This is a genomic window from Enterobacter sp. HK169, from assembly GCF_001719105.1.
GTDB classification, from domain to species: domain Bacteria; phylum Pseudomonadota; class Gammaproteobacteria; order Enterobacterales; family Enterobacteriaceae; genus Enterobacter; species Enterobacter asburiae_B.
Map to the genome: position 1 here is coordinate 1,316,825 of NZ_CP017087.1, position 16,544 is coordinate 1,333,368.

General features: G+C 56.3%; 19 protein-coding genes, 1 tRNA gene and 1 other annotated feature. Of the genes, 12 read left to right on the forward strand and 8 right to left on the reverse strand.

Annotated elements, in window-relative coordinates:
• Positions 1 to 30 precede the first annotated feature (30 nt).
• Together EnteroDNA1_RS06350 and EnteroDNA1_RS06355 are read left to right on the forward strand one after the other, a co-directional pair.
• Positions 31 to 106: transfer RNA gene (locus EnteroDNA1_RS06350), tRNA-Asn, on the forward strand.
• Between the two features lie 53 nt (positions 107 to 159).
• Positions 160 to 495 carry a gamma-glutamylcyclotransferase family protein gene (locus EnteroDNA1_RS06355; protein WP_033145944.1) on the forward strand — a complete coding sequence of 112 codons (336 nt, stop codon included), beginning with the start codon at positions 160 to 162 and terminating at the stop codon, positions 493 to 495.
• A 47-nt stretch (positions 496 to 542) separates the two neighbouring features.
• Here EnteroDNA1_RS06355 and EnteroDNA1_RS06360 read toward each other — a convergent pair whose 3' ends face one another.
• The 4 genes from EnteroDNA1_RS06360 to dacD all read right to left on the reverse strand — a co-directional run bounded on the left by EnteroDNA1_RS06360 (position 543) and on the right by dacD (position 3,947).
• Positions 543 to 878, reverse strand: a complete 336-nt coding sequence (locus tag EnteroDNA1_RS06360) for a DUF496 family protein (protein WP_008499467.1) — start codon at positions 876 to 878, stop codon at positions 543 to 545.
• Between the two features lie 158 nt (positions 879 to 1,036).
• Positions 1,037 to 2,095 carry an FUSC family protein gene (locus EnteroDNA1_RS06365; protein ID WP_023312358.1) on the reverse strand — a complete coding sequence of 353 codons (1,059 nt, stop codon included), beginning with the start codon at positions 2,093 to 2,095 and terminating at the stop codon, positions 1,037 to 1,039.
• Between the two features lie 92 nt (positions 2,096 to 2,187).
• Entirely contained in the window at positions 2,188 to 2,661 is a 474-nt protein-coding gene (gene sbmC, locus EnteroDNA1_RS06370) for a DNA gyrase inhibitor SbmC (protein WP_033145946.1), read from the reverse strand.
• A 119-nt stretch (positions 2,662 to 2,780) separates the two neighbouring features.
• Positions 2,781 to 3,947: a serine-type D-Ala-D-Ala carboxypeptidase DacD gene (gene dacD / locus EnteroDNA1_RS06375; RefSeq protein WP_032658759.1), complete on the reverse strand. Its 1,167-nt coding sequence runs from the start codon at positions 3,945 to 3,947 to the stop codon at positions 2,781 to 2,783.
• A gap of 198 nt (positions 3,948 to 4,145) precedes the next feature.
• On the opposite strand from dacD, the gene sbcB reads away from it, so the two are divergent.
• Positions 4,146 to 5,582: an exodeoxyribonuclease I gene (sbcB, locus tag EnteroDNA1_RS06380; RefSeq protein ID WP_370650855.1), complete on the forward strand. Its 1,437-nt coding sequence runs from the start codon at positions 4,146 to 4,148 to the stop codon at positions 5,580 to 5,582.
• Positions 5,583 to 5,699: 117 nt separating this feature from the next.
• Here the strand turns inward: sbcB and EnteroDNA1_RS06385 are convergent, their stop codons facing one another.
• From EnteroDNA1_RS06385 to EnteroDNA1_RS06395, 4 genes are all read right to left on the reverse strand, one after another.
• Complete coding sequence (locus tag EnteroDNA1_RS06385) at positions 5,700 to 7,058, reverse strand: APC family permease (protein ID WP_023336236.1); 1,359 nt, start codon at positions 7,056 to 7,058, stop codon at positions 5,700 to 5,702.
• Positions 7,048 to 7,110, reverse strand: coding sequence for a membrane protein YoeI (gene yoeI / locus EnteroDNA1_RS22305; protein ID WP_099458931.1), 63 nt, complete (start codon positions 7,108 to 7,110; stop codon positions 7,048 to 7,050). The genes EnteroDNA1_RS06385 and yoeI overlap by 11 nt, the downstream gene beginning before the upstream one ends.
• A gap of 219 nt (positions 7,111 to 7,329) precedes the next feature.
• Entirely contained in the window at positions 7,330 to 8,259 is a 930-nt protein-coding gene (locus tag EnteroDNA1_RS06390; RefSeq protein WP_069303052.1) for a LysR substrate-binding domain-containing protein, read from the reverse strand.
• Between the two features lie 41 nt (positions 8,260 to 8,300).
• Entirely contained in the window at positions 8,301 to 9,125 is an 825-nt protein-coding gene (locus EnteroDNA1_RS06395) for an SDR family oxidoreductase (RefSeq protein ID WP_024908072.1), read from the reverse strand.
• Between the two features lie 175 nt (positions 9,126 to 9,300).
• Here EnteroDNA1_RS06395 and hisL point away from each other — a divergent pair, with 175 nt between their 5' ends.
• From hisL to hisIE, 9 genes are all read left to right on the forward strand, one after another.
• Positions 9,301 to 9,351: a his operon leader peptide gene (hisL, locus tag EnteroDNA1_RS22310; protein ID WP_001364200.1), complete on the forward strand. Its 51-nt coding sequence runs from the start codon at positions 9,301 to 9,303 to the stop codon at positions 9,349 to 9,351.
• Positions 9,327 to 9,450: a sequence feature (His leader region), on the forward strand. (Overlaps the previous gene by 25 nt.)
• Positions 9,451 to 9,495: 45 nt before the next feature.
• Positions 9,496 to 10,395 carry an ATP phosphoribosyltransferase gene (gene hisG / locus EnteroDNA1_RS06400; protein ID WP_028018500.1) on the forward strand — a complete coding sequence of 300 codons (900 nt, stop codon included), beginning with the start codon at positions 9,496 to 9,498 and terminating at the stop codon, positions 10,393 to 10,395.
• A gap of 5 nt (positions 10,396 to 10,400) precedes the next feature.
• Positions 10,401 to 11,705 carry a histidinol dehydrogenase gene (gene hisD / locus EnteroDNA1_RS06405; protein ID WP_069303919.1) on the forward strand — a complete coding sequence of 435 codons (1,305 nt, stop codon included), beginning with the start codon at positions 10,401 to 10,403 and terminating at the stop codon, positions 11,703 to 11,705.
• Positions 11,702 to 12,763: a histidinol-phosphate transaminase gene (gene hisC, locus EnteroDNA1_RS06410; RefSeq protein ID WP_045356756.1), complete on the forward strand. Its 1,062-nt coding sequence runs from the start codon at positions 11,702 to 11,704 to the stop codon at positions 12,761 to 12,763. The genes hisD and hisC overlap by 4 nt, the downstream gene beginning before the upstream one ends.
• Positions 12,760 to 13,827, forward strand: coding sequence for a bifunctional histidinol-phosphatase/imidazoleglycerol-phosphate dehydratase HisB (gene hisB / locus EnteroDNA1_RS06415; protein ID WP_064672781.1), 1,068 nt, complete (start codon positions 12,760 to 12,762; stop codon positions 13,825 to 13,827). Before hisC ends, hisB begins: the two co-directional genes overlap by 4 nt.
• Positions 13,827 to 14,417, forward strand: coding sequence for an imidazole glycerol phosphate synthase subunit HisH (hisH, locus tag EnteroDNA1_RS06420; RefSeq protein WP_032636077.1), 591 nt, complete (start codon positions 13,827 to 13,829; stop codon positions 14,415 to 14,417). Before hisB ends, hisH begins: the two co-directional genes overlap by 1 nt.
• Positions 14,417 to 15,154: a 1-(5-phosphoribosyl)-5-[(5-phosphoribosylamino)methylideneamino]imidazole-4-carboxamide isomerase gene (gene hisA, locus EnteroDNA1_RS06425; protein WP_064672782.1), complete on the forward strand. Its 738-nt coding sequence runs from the start codon at positions 14,417 to 14,419 to the stop codon at positions 15,152 to 15,154. The genes hisH and hisA overlap by 1 nt, the downstream gene beginning before the upstream one ends.
• Complete coding sequence (gene hisF / locus EnteroDNA1_RS06430; protein ID WP_023330862.1) at positions 15,136 to 15,912, forward strand: imidazole glycerol phosphate synthase subunit HisF; 777 nt, start codon at positions 15,136 to 15,138, stop codon at positions 15,910 to 15,912. The genes hisA and hisF overlap by 19 nt, the downstream gene beginning before the upstream one ends.
• Positions 15,906 to 16,517 carry a bifunctional phosphoribosyl-AMP cyclohydrolase/phosphoribosyl-ATP diphosphatase HisIE gene (gene hisIE / locus EnteroDNA1_RS06435; RefSeq protein ID WP_069303053.1) on the forward strand — a complete coding sequence of 204 codons (612 nt, stop codon included), beginning with the start codon at positions 15,906 to 15,908 and terminating at the stop codon, positions 16,515 to 16,517. Before hisF ends, hisIE begins: the two co-directional genes overlap by 7 nt.
• Positions 16,518 to 16,544 lie beyond the last annotated feature (27 nt).

Sequence of the window (16,544 nt, forward strand, 5' to 3'; positions counted from 1 at the left end):
TTCGCCGCTAAGATAAGCCTCCACAACGATTCCTCTGTAGTTCAGTCGGTAGAACGGCGGACTGTTAATCCGTATGTCACTGGTTCGAGTCCAGTCAGAGGAGCCAAATTTAAAAAGCCTGCTTTTAAAGCAGGCTTTTTGCTTTGCGGATGAGGGAAAATGAACGCTCTGTTTGTCTACGGCACGCTGCGCCCGGGCCACTCTAATGCGCATATTCTTGAAGACATCGGCGGCGAATGGCTGGCCGGTTCCGTATCCGGCACGTTTTACGAACGCGGCTGGGGCGCCGCGGCGGACTTCCCGGGAATTGTGCTCCACCCTGACGGCCCCCGCGTCGAAGGCTATCTGTTTATCTCGGATAACCTTGCCGCACACTGGCAAATGCTGGACGAATTTGAAGACGGCTACGATCGGGTTGAGGTCACGGTGACCACCCTTGAAGGCAAGCAGGTTCAGGCCTGGATTTATCAGCTACAGCCGCGTTCTGAATCATAAAAAAAGGCTCTCTGTCACCAGAGAGCCTTTTTCACTATTCGCTGCGATTACTCGCTTTTTGCTTCGCCGTTTTTGATTTCGCCCATCACTTTCAGCTTTTTAGAGATGTCACGACGCTCTTTGGACAGCTCAGCGTTTTTGATGATGTAGTCATCAACGCGGTCTTCATAGTCGCTCTTCATGCTGGCGATAATGCCCTGAATAGCTTCAACGCTCATACCTGGCTTGATGTAGTCGCTCAGGTTGTCGAGGAGCAGAACACGTTTCTGGTTGTCACGGATCTTCTTCTCAACGTCCTGGATTTCACGCTGCAGCTTGTTTTTGCGGCGGAACAGGCGGACGAATTCCAGAACATCCTGGAACGAAGGCTTGGTAGTTTCCATTTTTACACCCCTGATAATGTGAGATTCGGATTCGTTAAGGCAACCGTTGTAACAATAACCTTACTGACAGCGGCTGCGAATGACAATGAGTATATCGTTTAAAGCTATCATAACCCCAATTGCTGCTGAATCGAAGCAGCAGCCGTCACATACGCCTTTTATTTGCGCAGCGCCCGGCAAATAAGGTGCGATAACAGCTCAAGCTGACGCGCCAGTTCCATGCTCAGCCAGACGTAGCCATGAATAGGCGTTTCCGCAACGTTGTCGCTCTGGCGTTCATTGATTAACTGCTTCAGCTCCGCGACGATCTCATTCAGCCGCTCGCTGTTGGCCAGTATCGGCTGCGGGTTCCCTTCATAGAGCGCATGGGCGATGGTCAACAGCGTTTGCTGCGTCATCTGCTGGGTCTCTTTGAGAGTCTGCGCGTTAAGCATCAACAGATGGCTGGGACGCGAGGCCCAGTGGGCGTTGATTTGCAGTTCAAGCATGCAGACCAGATTGCGGCTTACCGTCTGGATGGCTTCGAAAATCGATTTCTGAATATGGGTTTCTTTGCTGGCGGGCGTGATCAGGCCGCGCATTTTGACCACGTCGTTGAGGATTGTTTGCAGATGCTTTTCCAGCCGGGGACGTTCGACCAGATTCGGGGAAAAACCGGCCTGATAGACGCGGTTAAAGGCGGTGACGTAGTTCGCCATCTGAATACGCCAGTGCAGAAAAGCGCGCTGCGGCCAGATGCCGGTGAAGAGCATGGCCAGCAGTGACCCCAGGATGACATCCCCGCTTCGCCACAGCGCGGTGGTCATATCCCCGGCGGGCGCACCGACAACCACCGCGAGAGTAATCCCAATCAGCAAGGCCTGATACGGTCTTTTGCCCAACGCCAGCCAGCCGCACAGGAACATGGCGGCCCCGCACCATGCCAGCATCACGGGAAATGAGATGAGCTCCAGCTTCAGGGCAATAAGCCCAAGGGCCGAGCCTAAAACCGTCCCGCCAATTCGCTCAAAGGCGCGCGGAACAACGTTCCCCCAAAACGAGATGGGCCCCATCACCACCACCAGGGTGATCAGCGGCCACGTCCCTTCCGGAACATCAAGCAAACGGACCAGTACAAACGTCAATACGAACGCCAGCGCGATGCGGCACCCATGCACCACGCGGTAATGTTTGTACAAGCGAATTTCAAAAGGGGTTAATGATTTGTCGGGACGCACACCCGCTCTCCAGCTACACGGCAAATCACAATTGTACTGTGTTTTCAGCCGGGCGGATCGCTCCCGGCTGAAAAACCCTTCATTTAGCAGGCTTAAGCCGTTTTATGCTCTACCGCGATATACATTTCGATATCCCAGTAGCCGTCTGCATTGCCGTCATTGAGATAGCGTTCGAAGCAGGGTTTAAGCGCCATCTGGTACTTATTGTCCTGCAGCAGAGAGTTGAAGAACTGATACCACGGCGTGGCGAAGTCGTAGTTTTCCACGCGCGCCGTCGCCACGGCATAATCCCCGGCCGCGATTTCCGTCATCATGACGCCTTCGCTGTTTTCCGGAATAACGAAATCATCCGGTACCGTAACGGCCGTATCGCAGCGCAGTTTTTCTGCCGGGACCTCATCGGGGTTATCGTAGTAGACCGCAACCCACTCCAGCGGCTCAATGTGGCGCCCGTCCACCCACATCACCAGCTGTTCAAAGCCCTGTTTAACCGTTTGTTCCCACGGTCCGACCAAATGAAAACCGGCAATCTTACGTTTCTGTTGCTGCTTGATGCTGTAGTCCATGCTGCCTCCATTTATCACTGTATATTTATACACTATAAAGCTGGATTACTATTATCGGCAAACGAGGAGTGTTTATTATGTGAGCAGACTCGCAACCCTGCCAGTCTGCCCATCAGCGGTTAAAGCGTGTGGTGGAGATAATCGCTCATGCGAGAGAACAGTCCGCCCTTATCAACGGCTTCCAGCGTCACCAGCGGCCAGTGCGCCACCACCTTGTCACGGTCATAGAGCTGGATCTCCCCGACCCGCTGATGCGCAGCAATCGGCGCTTCCAGCTCTTTTTTATCCAGCACGTATTTGGCTTTGATGTTCGGCACTTCCGCTTTCGGCAAGGCCAGCCAGAAGTCCTGGTCGGTGCCCAGTTTCACCTGCTCCTTATCGCCGTACCAGATACGCTCTGTCCCCACTTTTTTACCGCTATGCAGGATTTGCACCGTATCGAAGTTCTGCTGCCCCCAGTGCAGCAGTTTCCGGGCCTGGTCCTCACGCCCCTTCGGGCTGTCCGCCCCCATCACCACCGCGATTAAACGGCGCTGGCCGTCAACGGCGGACGCAATCAGGTTAAAGCCCGCCCCCGAGGTGTGCCCCGTTTTAAGCCCGTCCACGTTCATGGTTTTATCCCACAGCAGGCCGTTACGGTTTTGCTGGGTGATCCCGTTCCAGGTCAGGCTCTTTTCGCTGTACATATGGTAAAACTCAGGCTCGCCGTGAATGATGGCCCGGGAGAGTACGGCCAGGTCATAGGCCGAGCTGTGCTGGCCCGGCGCGTCCAGCCCGTGGACGGTTTCAAAGTGCGTATCGCGCAGGTTCAGCTTCTGCACGTAGTCGTTCATCATCTTCACAAACTGCGGCTGACCGCCCGCCACGTGATCGGCCAGCGCCACGCAGGCGTCGTTGCCGGAATCGACAATCAGACCGCGGCTTAAATCACGCACGGAGACGCGATCGCCCTCTTTCAGGAACATCAGCGATGAGCCGTCAAAAACCGGGTTGCCTTTTGCCCACGCGTCACGCCCGACGGTGACAATATCGTCCGGCGTAATGCGATGGCTATCAATGGCCCGATCAACCACATACCCCGTCATCAACTTGGTCAGGCTCGCCGGATTACGTTGTTGATGTTCGTTGCCCGCCGTTAAGATCTGACCAGTCGTGTAGTCCATCAGCACCCAGGAGCCAGCCTGAATGGCCGGAGGCTGCGGCGAAAAATCCAGTGGTTCGGCCGCAAAAGCAGATGAGACACTCGAAGCGAGTAAAGAAACAGCAATAAACAGACGGCGTTTCAACGGTATATCCTCAGGTCATTAAAAATCGATGACCTTTTTACGGGAGTTCTGATGTCGTTACCTGGCTTAATTGCAAAAAAATGTGACAGAGCACAGGTTTTTCTCTGAAGCTGGCGCGCAAATTTGCGTCACGGAGGTGCTTTTTATTCGGTCTGAACCGCACGATCGTTTACCATAGTGACGTCATTTTTTAACAGGATGGTATTACTGGTGTCTGACTCTGCCGCTCGCCCGACTTTTTTATTCCATGACTACGAAACCTTTGGCACACACCCGGCGCTGGACCGACCGGCGCAGTTTGCCGCCATCCGTACCGACGACGAATTCAACATTATTGGCGAGCCTGAGGTCTTTTACTGCAAGCCGGCTGATGACTACCTGCCGCAGCCCGGGGCGGTCATGGTCACCGGGATCACGCCTCAGGAAGCGCGCGAGAAAGGCGTTAACGAGGCAGAATTCGCCCGACGCATCCACGATCTGTTTACCGTCCCCAATACCTGCGTGGTCGGTTACAACAACATCCGCTTCGATGACGAAGTAACGCGCAACATCTTCTATCGCAACTTCTACGATCCCTATGCCTGGAGCTGGCAGAACCGCAATTCACGCTGGGATTTGCTCGACATCATGCGCGCCTGTTATGCCCTGCGTCCTGAGGGCATTAACTGGCCGGAAAACGAGGAAGGGCTGACCAGCTTCCGGCTGGAACACCTGACGCGCGCCAACGGCATCGAGCACAGCAATGCCCACGACGCGATGGCGGACGTCTATGCCACCATTGCCATGGCGAAGCTGGTGAAAAACGCGCAGCCCCGGCTGTTTGAGTATCTGCTGAGCCACCGCAGCAAGCAGAAGCTGATGACCCTTATCGACGTGCCGCAGATGAAACCCCTGGTGCATATTTCCGGCATGTTTGGTGCCTGGCGCGGTAATACCAGCTGGGTCGCCCCGCTGGCGTGGCATCCGGACAACCGTAATGCGGTCATCATGGTGGATTTAGCCGGCGATATTTCGCCGCTGCTGGAGCTCGACAGCGATACCCTGCGCGAACGGCTCTATACCCCGAAAAATGAACTCGGCGATCTGCCCGCGGTGCCGGTCAAACTGGTGCATATCAATAAATGTCCGGTACTCGCGCAGGCGAATACGCTGCGCCCGGAAGATGCGGACAGACTGGGCATTAACCGTCAGCGCTGCCTCGATAACCTGAAAGTGCTGCGCGATAACCCGCAGGTGCGCGAGAAAGTAGTTGCTATCTTTGCCGAGGCGGAGCCGTTCGTGCCGTCTGAAAACGTGGATGCCCAGCTCTACAACGGCTTCTTCAGCGATGCCGACCGCGCGGCGATGAATATCGTTCTGCAAACCGAGCCGCGTAACCTGCCGGCGCTGGATATCACCTTTGCCGATAAACGCATCGAAAAGCTGATGTTTAACTACCGCGCGCGTAACTTCCCCGGCACGCTGGACGAGGCTGAGCAGGATCGCTGGCTGCAGCATCGTCGCAATGTCTTTACCCCTGAGTTCCTTAATAGCTATGCCCAGGAGCTGGAAATGCTTTATGGCCAGTATGAGGGGAATGCTGAGAAACAGGCGCTGTTGAAATCCCTGTTCCAGTACGCTCAAGAGATTGTCTGAGCGAGGGGTATAAAAAAAGCCGGAGGCGATGTCTCCGGCTTTTTTTGCCCGCTGGCACAGGCCAACGGGTGTGTCGTTTTGTAGGCCGGGCAAGCGCTAGCGCCACCCGGCGAGTCATTACGCGACGTCTTCGTACTGAGGAACCGGGTTACGGAAGCTCTTCGTGACGCAGGCCAGGTAAACCAAACCGATAGCACCCCAGATCAGACCCAGAACCATAGAGCTCTCTTCCAGGTTAATCCACAGCGCGCCCACGGTCAGGGCACCACATACTGGAAGCACCAGATAGTTGAAGTGGTCTTTCAGCGTTTTGTTGCGCTTCTCACGGATCCAGAACTGTGAGATCACGGAGAGGTTAACGAAGGTAAACGCCACCAGCGCACCGAAGTTAATCAGCGCGGTCGCCGTCACCAGGTCGAATTTAATCGCCAGCAGGGCAATAGCTCCAACCAGCAGCACGTTCCACGCCGGAGTACGCCATTTCGGATGAACGTAGCCAAAGAAACGGGTTGGGAATACGCCGTCACGGCCCATCACGTACATCAGACGAGAAACGCCTGCGTGTGCCGCCATGCCGGACGCCAGTACGGTCACGCTGGAGAAGATCAGCACGCCCCACTGGAAGGTTTTACCCGCAACATACAGCATGATTTCAGGCTGTGACGCATCTGGATCTTTAAAGCGAGAGATGTCCGGGAAGTACAGCTGCAGGAAGTAGGAAGCTCCGATAAAGATCAGGCCGCCAATCAGCGCTGTCAGGAAAATCGCTTTCGGGATCACGCGCTCAGCATCTTTGGTCTCTTCGGACAGAGAAGAGATACCGTCAAAGCCCAGGAACGAGAAGCACAGAATCGTCGCACCGGTAATCATCGGCACAACGTGCGCACCTTCAGACCAGAATGGACGCGTGCTGGTCAGCGTACCTGCACCTTCACCGTGAGAAACACCGTAGATGATCAGGCCAACGATAACCGCCACAATACCCATCTGCAGTATAACAATCAGGGTGTTGAAGTTCGCCACGGTCTTGATGCTGCGCAGGTTAGAGATGGTCATAAAGGCCACCAGCGCGACAACGAAGATCCACGATGGAACAGAAGGCACCAGCGCTTCGAAGTAAATTTTTGCCAGCAGAATATTGATCATCGGCATGAACAGATAGTCCAGCAGAGATGACCAGCCCACCATGAAGCCAACCGCCGGGCTGATGGATTTTTGGGCATAGGTATAGGCAGAGCCTGCAGACGGGAAACGGCGAACCAGTTTACCGTAGCTCAGCGCAGTAAAGAGAATGGCGACCAGCGCAAAGGCGTACGCCGTTGCCACATGACCGTCTGTGAGGCCTGATACGATACCGAATGTATCGAACAGCGTCATCGGTTGCATATAGGCAAGGCCCATCATAACAACCGGAATCAACGTAAGCGTTTTACGTAATTCCACGCGAGAGGTGTTTGGAGTTGCGTTATGCGACATAGTTATTCTCCTTTACGGTGATAACCGCCACGTAAGCGAAAAATTGCCCCATTTCTTTCTTCCTCAGCGACAACAACTGTCGGATTTTAGTAAATATCTATCCGGTACGAAGCCCGGCCTCTTGGTTTTTAGTTTCGTTTCGTACATGCAAAAAAAAATAACCGACGCCTTTTATATCGTCGATTATTCATTTGGTTGCAGCGGCGGCATTTTGCCCCACATCGGATACAAAAGGCAATACTTTGCAAAGCATGGGACAATTTTCTTTTTACTAACTGGCTGATTTCTGGACGTCGGGCTGAGAGTAAACGGCGGCGATAGCACTATTTGCTAAAATCTCGTCTCGCCACCAGGCGCTTGCAAGCCCGGCAGTTTGTTCATTCCAGCCTACCCACACCGATTCATTACTGCTTTGAGCAAGTACCTGTTTTTCAACAAGCGCGCCGCTGTCAATAAACCGCTGCGCCAGATAGCGCGGTAAATAGCCGCAGCCCAGGCCGCTTATTTGCAGTTCCAGCTTGGTTTTAAAGTCGAAAACGGTAATGGCCTCCTGCTCATCAAGCAGCTGCGAGGAGACCGAGCATTCCGGACGAGAGCTGTCCCCGACCACGATGGCGCGATAGCCTTTAATCACGCGACGGTTAACAGGCTCTGGCTCCTGAGCCAGAGGATGATGGGGCGCTACGGCAAATACCTGCTCCAGTACGCCCAGCCGGGCAAAACCAAAATCACTCAGCTGGGGAGGCTCATGGAGTGCACCGACAAAAATATCCGCCCTGCCCTGCGTTAAGGCATCCCAGGAGCCCCCCAGCACGCCGTTGATAAAAATAAGCCGGGTCACGCTGTGGTGTTGATAGAAGGCTTCAATCAGCGGCGTCAGGAGAGAAAACGGAAAGGTATCATCCACGCCAATAACCAGCTCGTTTTCCCACCCCTGATGGAGTTTTACGGCCTGCTTTTCGAGTTCACGAACGGTATGGAGGACTTCACGGCCTTTTTCCAGCAGCATCTGTCCGGTACGGGTGAAACGTGCGCGGTGCCCGGTGCGATCGAGGATCTGGATATTGAGATCGCTTTCCAGTTTTTGAACGGTATAGCTCAACGCAGATGGGGTTTTGTAGAGCTTTGCTGACGCAGCGGCAAAGCTCCCCTCTTTTTCCAGAGCATCCAGAATAATAAGAACATCCAGCAGCGGTTTCATGCTCGCCCCCTTCTGGTGCGCGATCGTCTCCGCTGCGGGTCTTATTCCATGGGCATCACCAGCGGATCGGGATACTGATACTCAAACCCCAGCTCATGACAAATGCGATTGCCATCAACAATTTTGCCTTTGCTGTCATCCTTTGCCTCACCAAAAACCGGCGGAGCCAGACCCAGCTGACGTGCCATCAGCGGGTAAAACGTGCTGCGTGCCGGATGAGAAGGTGCACATATATTATAGATGTGTCCACCTTTCGGAGCCTGTAAGAGTAGCTCAATCGCAGCAACAACATCGTCAAGATGCACAAGATTGACGACATGCTGGCCGTCTGGCGCAGACTTACCGGCAAAAAAGCGTCCCGGATGGCGGCCTGGACCCACCAGCCCCGCCAGACGGACGATATCGACCTGCGTGCCGGGAAGATTATGCAGCCAGTCTTCCAGCTCTTTCAGAACCTGACCGCTCGCCGTCACGGGACGGCGCTCGGAACTCTCTTTCACCACGCCCTCAACTTCGCCATACACCGACGTCGAGCTGGTAAAAATGATGCGCGGAACATGGTGCGCCAGCGCGCTGTCGACGATCTCCTGCATCGCCTGCAGATAAAACGACTCGCCCGGGCCACTGCGCCGCGCGGGGAGCGTGATCACCAGCGCATCGACGTTCATCAGCGTGTCCAGATCGTCAGCATCACACACCAGCTCCGGTTCAAGGCGCAGCTCAACGCCATCAATACCGCACATGCGCGCTGCCTCTACCCCATCCGCCGTGGTTTTGCTCCCGGTCACCTGCCAGCCTTTCGCGGCTAATGACATCGCCAGCGGCATTCCCAGCCACCCTAAACCGACAATCGCGACCTTTTTCATGCGAATTCTCCTGACTCTCACTCGTCTTTTATAAGGCTACGCCAGCCCGGCAGAACACACAATTCATAGCATCAATATGAAATGAATTAATGATCAAAAAAAGCCCTTGCAATATGTCGTACAACTGGTTTAGGTTAAAAGACATCAAATGAATAAGCATTCATCGAGAATTTATATGACACGCGTTCAATTTAAACACCACCATCATCACCATCATCCTGACTAGTCTTTCAGGCGATGTGTGCTGGAAGACGTTTGGATCTTCCAGTGGTGCATGAACGCATGAAAAAGCCCCCGGAAGATCTTCTTCCGGGGGCTTTTTTTTGGACCAAATTCAGGCAGGTTAAAACAGGTTAACGAGGAATAAAGAATGTTAGATAACTCACGCTTACGCATAGCTATTCAAAAATCAGGCCGTTTGAGCGATGACTCACGCGAACTGCTGGCCCGCTGCGGGATTAAAATTAACCTGCACACCCAGCGCCTGATTGCTCTGGCTGAAAACATGCCCATCGACATTCTGCGCGTGCGTGATGACGATATTCCCGGCCTGGTCATGGATGGCGTCGTTGACCTCGGCATTATCGGGGAAAACGTGCTGGAAGAAGAGCTGCTGACCCGCCGCGCGCAGGGTGAAGATCCGCGTTACTTCACCCTCCGTCGTCTGGACTTCGGCGGCTGCCGCCTGTCCCTGGCTACGCCGGTTGACGAAGCGTGGGACGGCCCGGCCGCGCTGAACGGCAAACGTATCGCCACCTCTTACCCTCACCTGTTAAAGCGTTATCTCGACCAGAAAGGCGTGCAGTTTAAATCCTGTCTGCTGAACGGCTCCGTTGAAGTGGCGCCGCGTGCGGGTCTGGCGGACGCCATCTGTGACCTCGTCTCTACCGGCGCGACGCTGGAAGCCAACGGTCTGCGCGAAGTAGAAGTGATCTACCGCTCTAAAGCGTGCCTGATTCAGCGCGACGGCGACATGGCCGACGCCAAGCAGCAGCTGATCGACAAGCTGCTGACCCGCATTCAGGGCGTGATTCAGGCGCGTGAGTCCAAATACATCATGATGCACGCCCCAACCGAGCGTCTGGATGAAGTGATAGCCCTGCTGCCGGGCGCTGAGCGTCCAACCATCCTGCCGCTGGCGGGCGATCAGCAGCGCGTGGCGATGCACATGGTGAGCAGCGAAACCCTGTTCTGGGAAACCATGGAAAAACTGAAGGCGCTGGGCGCAAGCTCCATCCTGGTGCTGCCTATTGAGAAGATGATGGAGTAATGGCCATGAGCTTTAACACAATCATCGACTGGAATACCTGTAGCGACGCACAGCAGCGCGAGCTGCTGATGCGCCCGGCGATTTCCGCCTCTGAGAGCATCTCACGCACCGTGGCGGAGATCCTGGATAACGTCAAAGCCCGTGGCGATGACGCGCTGCGTGAATACAGCGCGAAGTTTGACAAGACGGAAGTTGGCGCATTACGGGTTACCGAGCAGGAAATCATTGATGCCAGCAATCGTCTGGGTGACGATATCAAGCAGGCGATGGCCGTCGCGGTGAAAAACATTGATACATTCCACACCGCGCAAAAGCTGCAGACCGTGGATGTAGAAACCCTGCCCGGCGTGCGTTGCCAGCAGGTCACGCGCCCGGTTGCGTCCGTTGGCCTCTATATCCCTGGCGGCTCTGCCCCGCTTTTCTCCACCGTACTGATGCTGGCGACACCCGCGCGAATTGCCGGGTGTCAGAAAGTGGTGCTGTGTTCTCCGCCACCGATTGCCGACGAGATCCTTTATGCGGCGAAGCTGTGCGGCGTGCAGGCGGTCTATAAAGTGGGCGGCGCGCAGGCGATTTCGGCCCTGGCGTTTGGCACAGAATCCATTCCGAAGGTCGACAAAATTTTTGGCCCGGGCAATGCGTACGTGACCGAAGCCAAGCGCCAGGTCAGCCAGCGTCTGGACGGCGCGGCCATCGATATGCCTGCCGGCCCGTCTGAAGTGCTGGTGATTGCCGACAGCGGCGCAACGCCGGACTTCGTGGCCTCCGACCTGCTTTCTCAGGCGGAACACGGCCCGGACTCGCAGGTCATCCTGCTGACGCCGGACGCCGATATGGCGAAATGCGTGGGCGAAGCCGTTGAGCGCCAGCTTGCCGACCTGCCCCGCGCCGACACGGCACGTCAGGCGCTAGCGGCCAGCCGCCTGATTGTGGCGCGCGACCTGGACCAGTGTATTACCATCTCCAACCAGTACGGCCCGGAGCACCTGATCATTCAGACCCGCAACGCGCGCGATCTGGTTGACAGCATTACCAGCGCGGGCTCGGTGTTCCTCGGCGACTGGTCACCGGAGTCCGCGGGCGATTACGCCTCCGGCACCAACCACGTGCTGCCCACGTATGGCTACACCTCTACCTGTTCGAGCCTGGGCCTGGCGGATTTCCAGAAACGCATGACCGTGCAGGAGCTCTCCCGCGAAGGGTTTGCGTCACTGGCGTCTACTATTGAAACCCTGGCCGCCGCCGAGCGGCTGACCGCCCACAAAAATGCCGTTACGCTGCGCGTTGCAGCCCTGAAGGAGCAAGCATGAACATTGAAGAGTTAGCCCGCGAAAATGTCCGTCGCCTGACGCCTTACCAGTCGGCGCGTCGTCTGGGCGGTAAAGGGGATGTCTGGCTGAACGCCAACGAATTCCCGACGGCGGTGCAGTTTGAACTGTCGCAGCAAACGCTGAACCGCTATCCGGAGTGTCAGCCAAAGGCCGTTATTGAAAACTACGCGCAGTACGCGGGCGTGAAGCCAGAGCAGGTGCTGGTCAGCCGCGGCGCGGATGAGGGCATTGAACTGCTGATCCGCGCCTTCTGCGAGCCGGGCAAAGACGCGGTGATGTACTGCCAGCCTACCTACGGCATGTACAGCGTCAGCGCGGAAACCTTCGGCGTAGCGTGTCGCAACGTGCAGGCGCTGGAGAACTGGCAGCTGGATCTTCAGGGGATTGCCGACAATCTCGATGGCGTAAAAGTGGTGTTTGTCTGTAGCCCGAACAACCCGACCGGACAGATTATCAACCCGCAGGATATCCGCACTTTGCTGGAAATGACGCGCGGTAAAGCGCTGGTGGTTGCCGACGAAGCCTACATCGAGTTCTGCCCACAGGCGACGCTGGCAGGCTGGCTGGAAGAGTATCCGCACCTGGTGGTGCTGCGCACGCTGTCGAAAGCCTTTGCCCTTGCGGGTCTGCGCTGCGGCTTTACGCTGGCGAATAAAGAGGTCATCGACCTGCTGCTGAAAGTGATCGCCCCGTACCCGCTCTCAACGCCGGTTGCCGATATTGCGGCACAGGCGCTAACGCCTCAGGGGATCAACGCGATGCGCGAGCGCGTGGCGCAAATTCTGGAGGAACGTCAGTATCTGGTGACCGCCCTGAAGGATATCCCTTGCGTGGAGCAGGTATTCGACTCGGAAACTAACTACATCCTGGTGCGCTTCACCGCATCGAGTGCCGTATTTAAATCTTTATGGGATCAGGGCATTATCTTACGAGACCAGAATAAACAACCTTCTCTGAGCGGCTGCCTGCGCATTACCGTAGGCACCCATGCAGAGAGCCAGCGCGTGATTGACGCCCTGAAAGCGGAGAAAGTATGACCCAGAAGATCCTTTTCATCGATCGTGACGGCACCCTTATTTCGGAGCCACCAGCCGATTTTCAGGTCGACCGATTCGACAAGCTGGCTTTTGAACCGGACGTGATCCCGGTGCTGCTTAAGCTGCAAAAAGCAGGCTTTAAGCTGGTGATGATCACCAACCAGGATGGTCTGGGTACCGACAGCTTCCCGCAGGCGGACTTTGACGGCCCGCATAATCTGATGATGCAGGTGCTGACCTCTCAGGGCGTGGTATTTGATGAAGTGCTGATTTGCCCGCACATGCCGGCCGACGAGTGTGACTGCCGTAAGCCAAAGGTGAAGCTGGTAGAGCACTACCTGGCTGAAGATGCGCTGGATAAAACCAACAGCTATGTCATCGGCGATCGCATCACCGATATCACGCTGGCGGAAAACATGGGCATCGCGGGGCTGCGCTACGATCGCAACAACCTTAACTGGGCGAAGATTGGCGAGCAGCTGACAAAGCGCGACCGCTATTCCCACGTAGAGCGCAACACCAAAGAGACGCAGATTGATGTGAAGGTCTGGCTGGACCGTGAAGGCGGCAGCAAGATCCACACCGGCGTCGGTTTCTTCGATCACATGCTGGACCAGATTGCCACCCACGGCGGTTTCCGCATGGAAATTACGGTAAAAGGCGATCTCTACATAGACGATCACCACACCGTGGAAGATACCGGCCTGGCGCTGGGTGAAGCCCTGAAGCTGGCGCTCGGCGACAAGCGCGGCATTAACCGTTTCGGCTTTGTCCTGCCGATGGACGAGTGTCTGGCGCGCTGCGCGATGGACATCTCCGGCCGTCCGCACCTGGAATACAAAGCTGATTTCACCTACCAGCGCGTGGGCGATCTGAGCACCGAAATGGTGGAGCACTTCTTCCGCTCCTTGTCCTACACCATGGGCCTGACGCTGCACCTGAAGACCAAGGGCAAGAACGACCACCACCGCGTGGAGAGTCTCTTTAAAGCCTTTGGCCGTACCCTGCGCCAGGCAATTCGCGTGGAAGGTGACGCCCTGCCTTCATCGAAAGGAGTGCTGTAATGAACGTGGTCATTCTGGATACCGGATGCGCCAACCTGAACTCCGTCAAATCGGCGATTGCGCGCCACGGCTATGAGCCGGTGGTAAGCCGTGACCCGGACGTGGTGCTGCGCGCCGACAAACTCTTTTTACCGGGCGTGGGCACCGCGCAGGCGGCGATGGATCAGATTCGCGAACGAGAGCTGGTCGACCTGATCAAAGCCTGTACCCAACCGGTACTGGGCATTTGTCTGGGCATGCAGATCCTGGGCCGCCGCAGCGAAGAGAGCAACGGCGTTGACCTGCTGGGCATTATTGATGAAGACGTGCCGAAAATGACCGATCGCGGCCTGCCTCTGCCGCATATGGGCTGGAACCGCGTCTACGCCAAAGCGGGCGACAGGCTATTTCGCGGCATCGAAGACGGCGCGTATTTTTACTTCGTGCACAGCTACGCCATGCCGGTGAACGTGAATACGATCGCCCAGTGCACCTACGGCGAGGCGTTTACGGCGGCCGTACAGAAAGACAATTTCTTCGGTGTACAGTTTCACCCGGAGCGATCTGGCGCCGCGGGCGCGCAGCTGCTGAAAAACTTCCTGGAGATGTGATGATTATTCCCGCGTTAGATTTAATTGACGGTACGGTTGTCCGTCTGCATCAGGGCGATTACGGCCAGCAGCGCGACTACGGAAACGACCCGCTGCCGCGTCTGCAGGGTTATGCCGCTCAGGGTGCGCAGGTACTGCACCTGGTGGATTTGACGGGCGCGAAAGATCCGGCGAAGCGCCAGATCCCACTGCTAAAACAACTTGTTGCGGGCGTTGATGTGCCCGTCCAGGTCGGCGGCGGCGTGCGTACGGAAGATGACGTCGCGGCGCTGCTGGACGCTGGCGTGGCCCGCGTGGTGGTGGGTTCAACCGCCGTGAAAGATCCTGAGACAGTGAAAGGCTGGTTCCGCCGCTTTGGTGCCGATGCCCTGGTGCTGGCGCTGGACGTGCGTATTGACGAACAGGGTAATAAGCAGGTTGCCGTGAGCGGCTGGCAGGAAAACTCCGGCGTGACGCTGGAAGAATTGGTCGATATCTATCTCCCCGTTGGCCTGAAGCACGTGTTGTGTACGGACATCTCCCGGGACGGAACGCTGGCGGGCTCTAACGTCTCGCTGTATGAAGAGGTCTGCGCACGGTATCCGCAGGTAGCGTTCCAGTCTTCGGGCGGAATTGGTGATATAGGCGACGTGGCCGCGCTGCGCGGTACCGGTGTGAAGGGTGTGATTGTGGGTCGGGCCCTGCTGGAAGGTAAATTTACTGTGACGGAGGCGATTCAATGCTGGCAAAACGGATAATCCCTTGCCTGGACGTACGTGACGGCCAGGTCGTGAAAGGCGTGCAGTTCCGCAACCACGAGATCATTGGCGACATCGTTCCGCTGGCAAAACGCTATGCTGATGAAGGCGCAGACGAGCTGGTGTTCTACGATATTACCGCGTCCAGCGATGGCCGCGTGGTCGACAAAAGCTGGGTGGCACGCGTGGCGGAAGTGATCGACATTCCGTTCTGCGTGGCGGGCGGGATTAAGTCCGCAGACGACGCGGCCAAAATTCTCTCGTTTGGCGCCGACAAGATTTCGATTAACTCCCCTGCCCTGGCCGACCCGGAGCTGATCACCCGCCTCGCCGATCGTTTTGGCGTGCAGTGTATTGTGGTTGGGATCGACACCTGGTATGACGCCGCAACGGGCAAGTACCACGTGAACCAGTACACCGGAGATGAAAGCCGCACGCGCGTGACGCAGTGGGAAACGCTCGACTGGGTGCAGGAAGTGCAGAAGCGTGGCGCGGGCGAAATTGTCCTCAACATGATGAACCAGGACGGCGTGCGTAACGGGTATGACCTCGAGCAGCTGAAAAAAGTCCGTGCGGTCTGCCACGTTCCGCTGATCGCCTCCGGCGGCGCGGGCACCATGGAACACTTTCTTGAAGCCTTCCGCGATGCGAACGTGGACGGCGCGCTGGCCGCGTCCGTGTTCCACAAACAGATTATTAATATTGGTGAGTTAAAAACGTACCTGGCCGACCAGGGCGTGGAGATCAGGGTATGTTAACAGAGCAACAACAGGCGCAGCTGGACTGGGAAAAAACTGACGGGTTACTGCCGGTGGTTGTCCAGCATGCCGTCTCAGGCGAAGTGTTGATGCTGGGGTATATGAACCAGGACGCGCTGGCGAAAACAATCGACAGCGGCAAAGTGACCTTCTACTCGCGCACGAAACAGCGCCTGTGGACCAAAGGCGAAACCTCGGGTCATTTCCTGAATGTAGTGAGCATAACGCCTGACTGCGATAACGACACCCTGCTGGTGCTGGCAAACCCAATCGGCCCAACCTGCCATAAGGGCACCAGCAGCTGCTTCGGCGAGGCGAGCCACCAGTGGTTGTTCCTGTATCAACTGGAACAGCTGCTGGCAGAGCGTAAAACGGCGGATCCTGAAAGTTCCTACACCGCGAAGCTGTACGCCAGCGGAACAAAGCGCATCGCACAGAAGGTTGGAGAAGAAGGCGTTGAGACGGCGCTGGCCGCAACCGTGCATGACCGCGAGGAGCTGACGAATGAAGCGTCTGATTTGATGTATCACCTGCTGGTGCTGCTGCAGGATCAGGAGCTGGATTTGACGGCGGTGATAGAGAATCTTCGCAAACGTCACAAATAAAAAAACCGGGGAATATCCCCGGTTTTT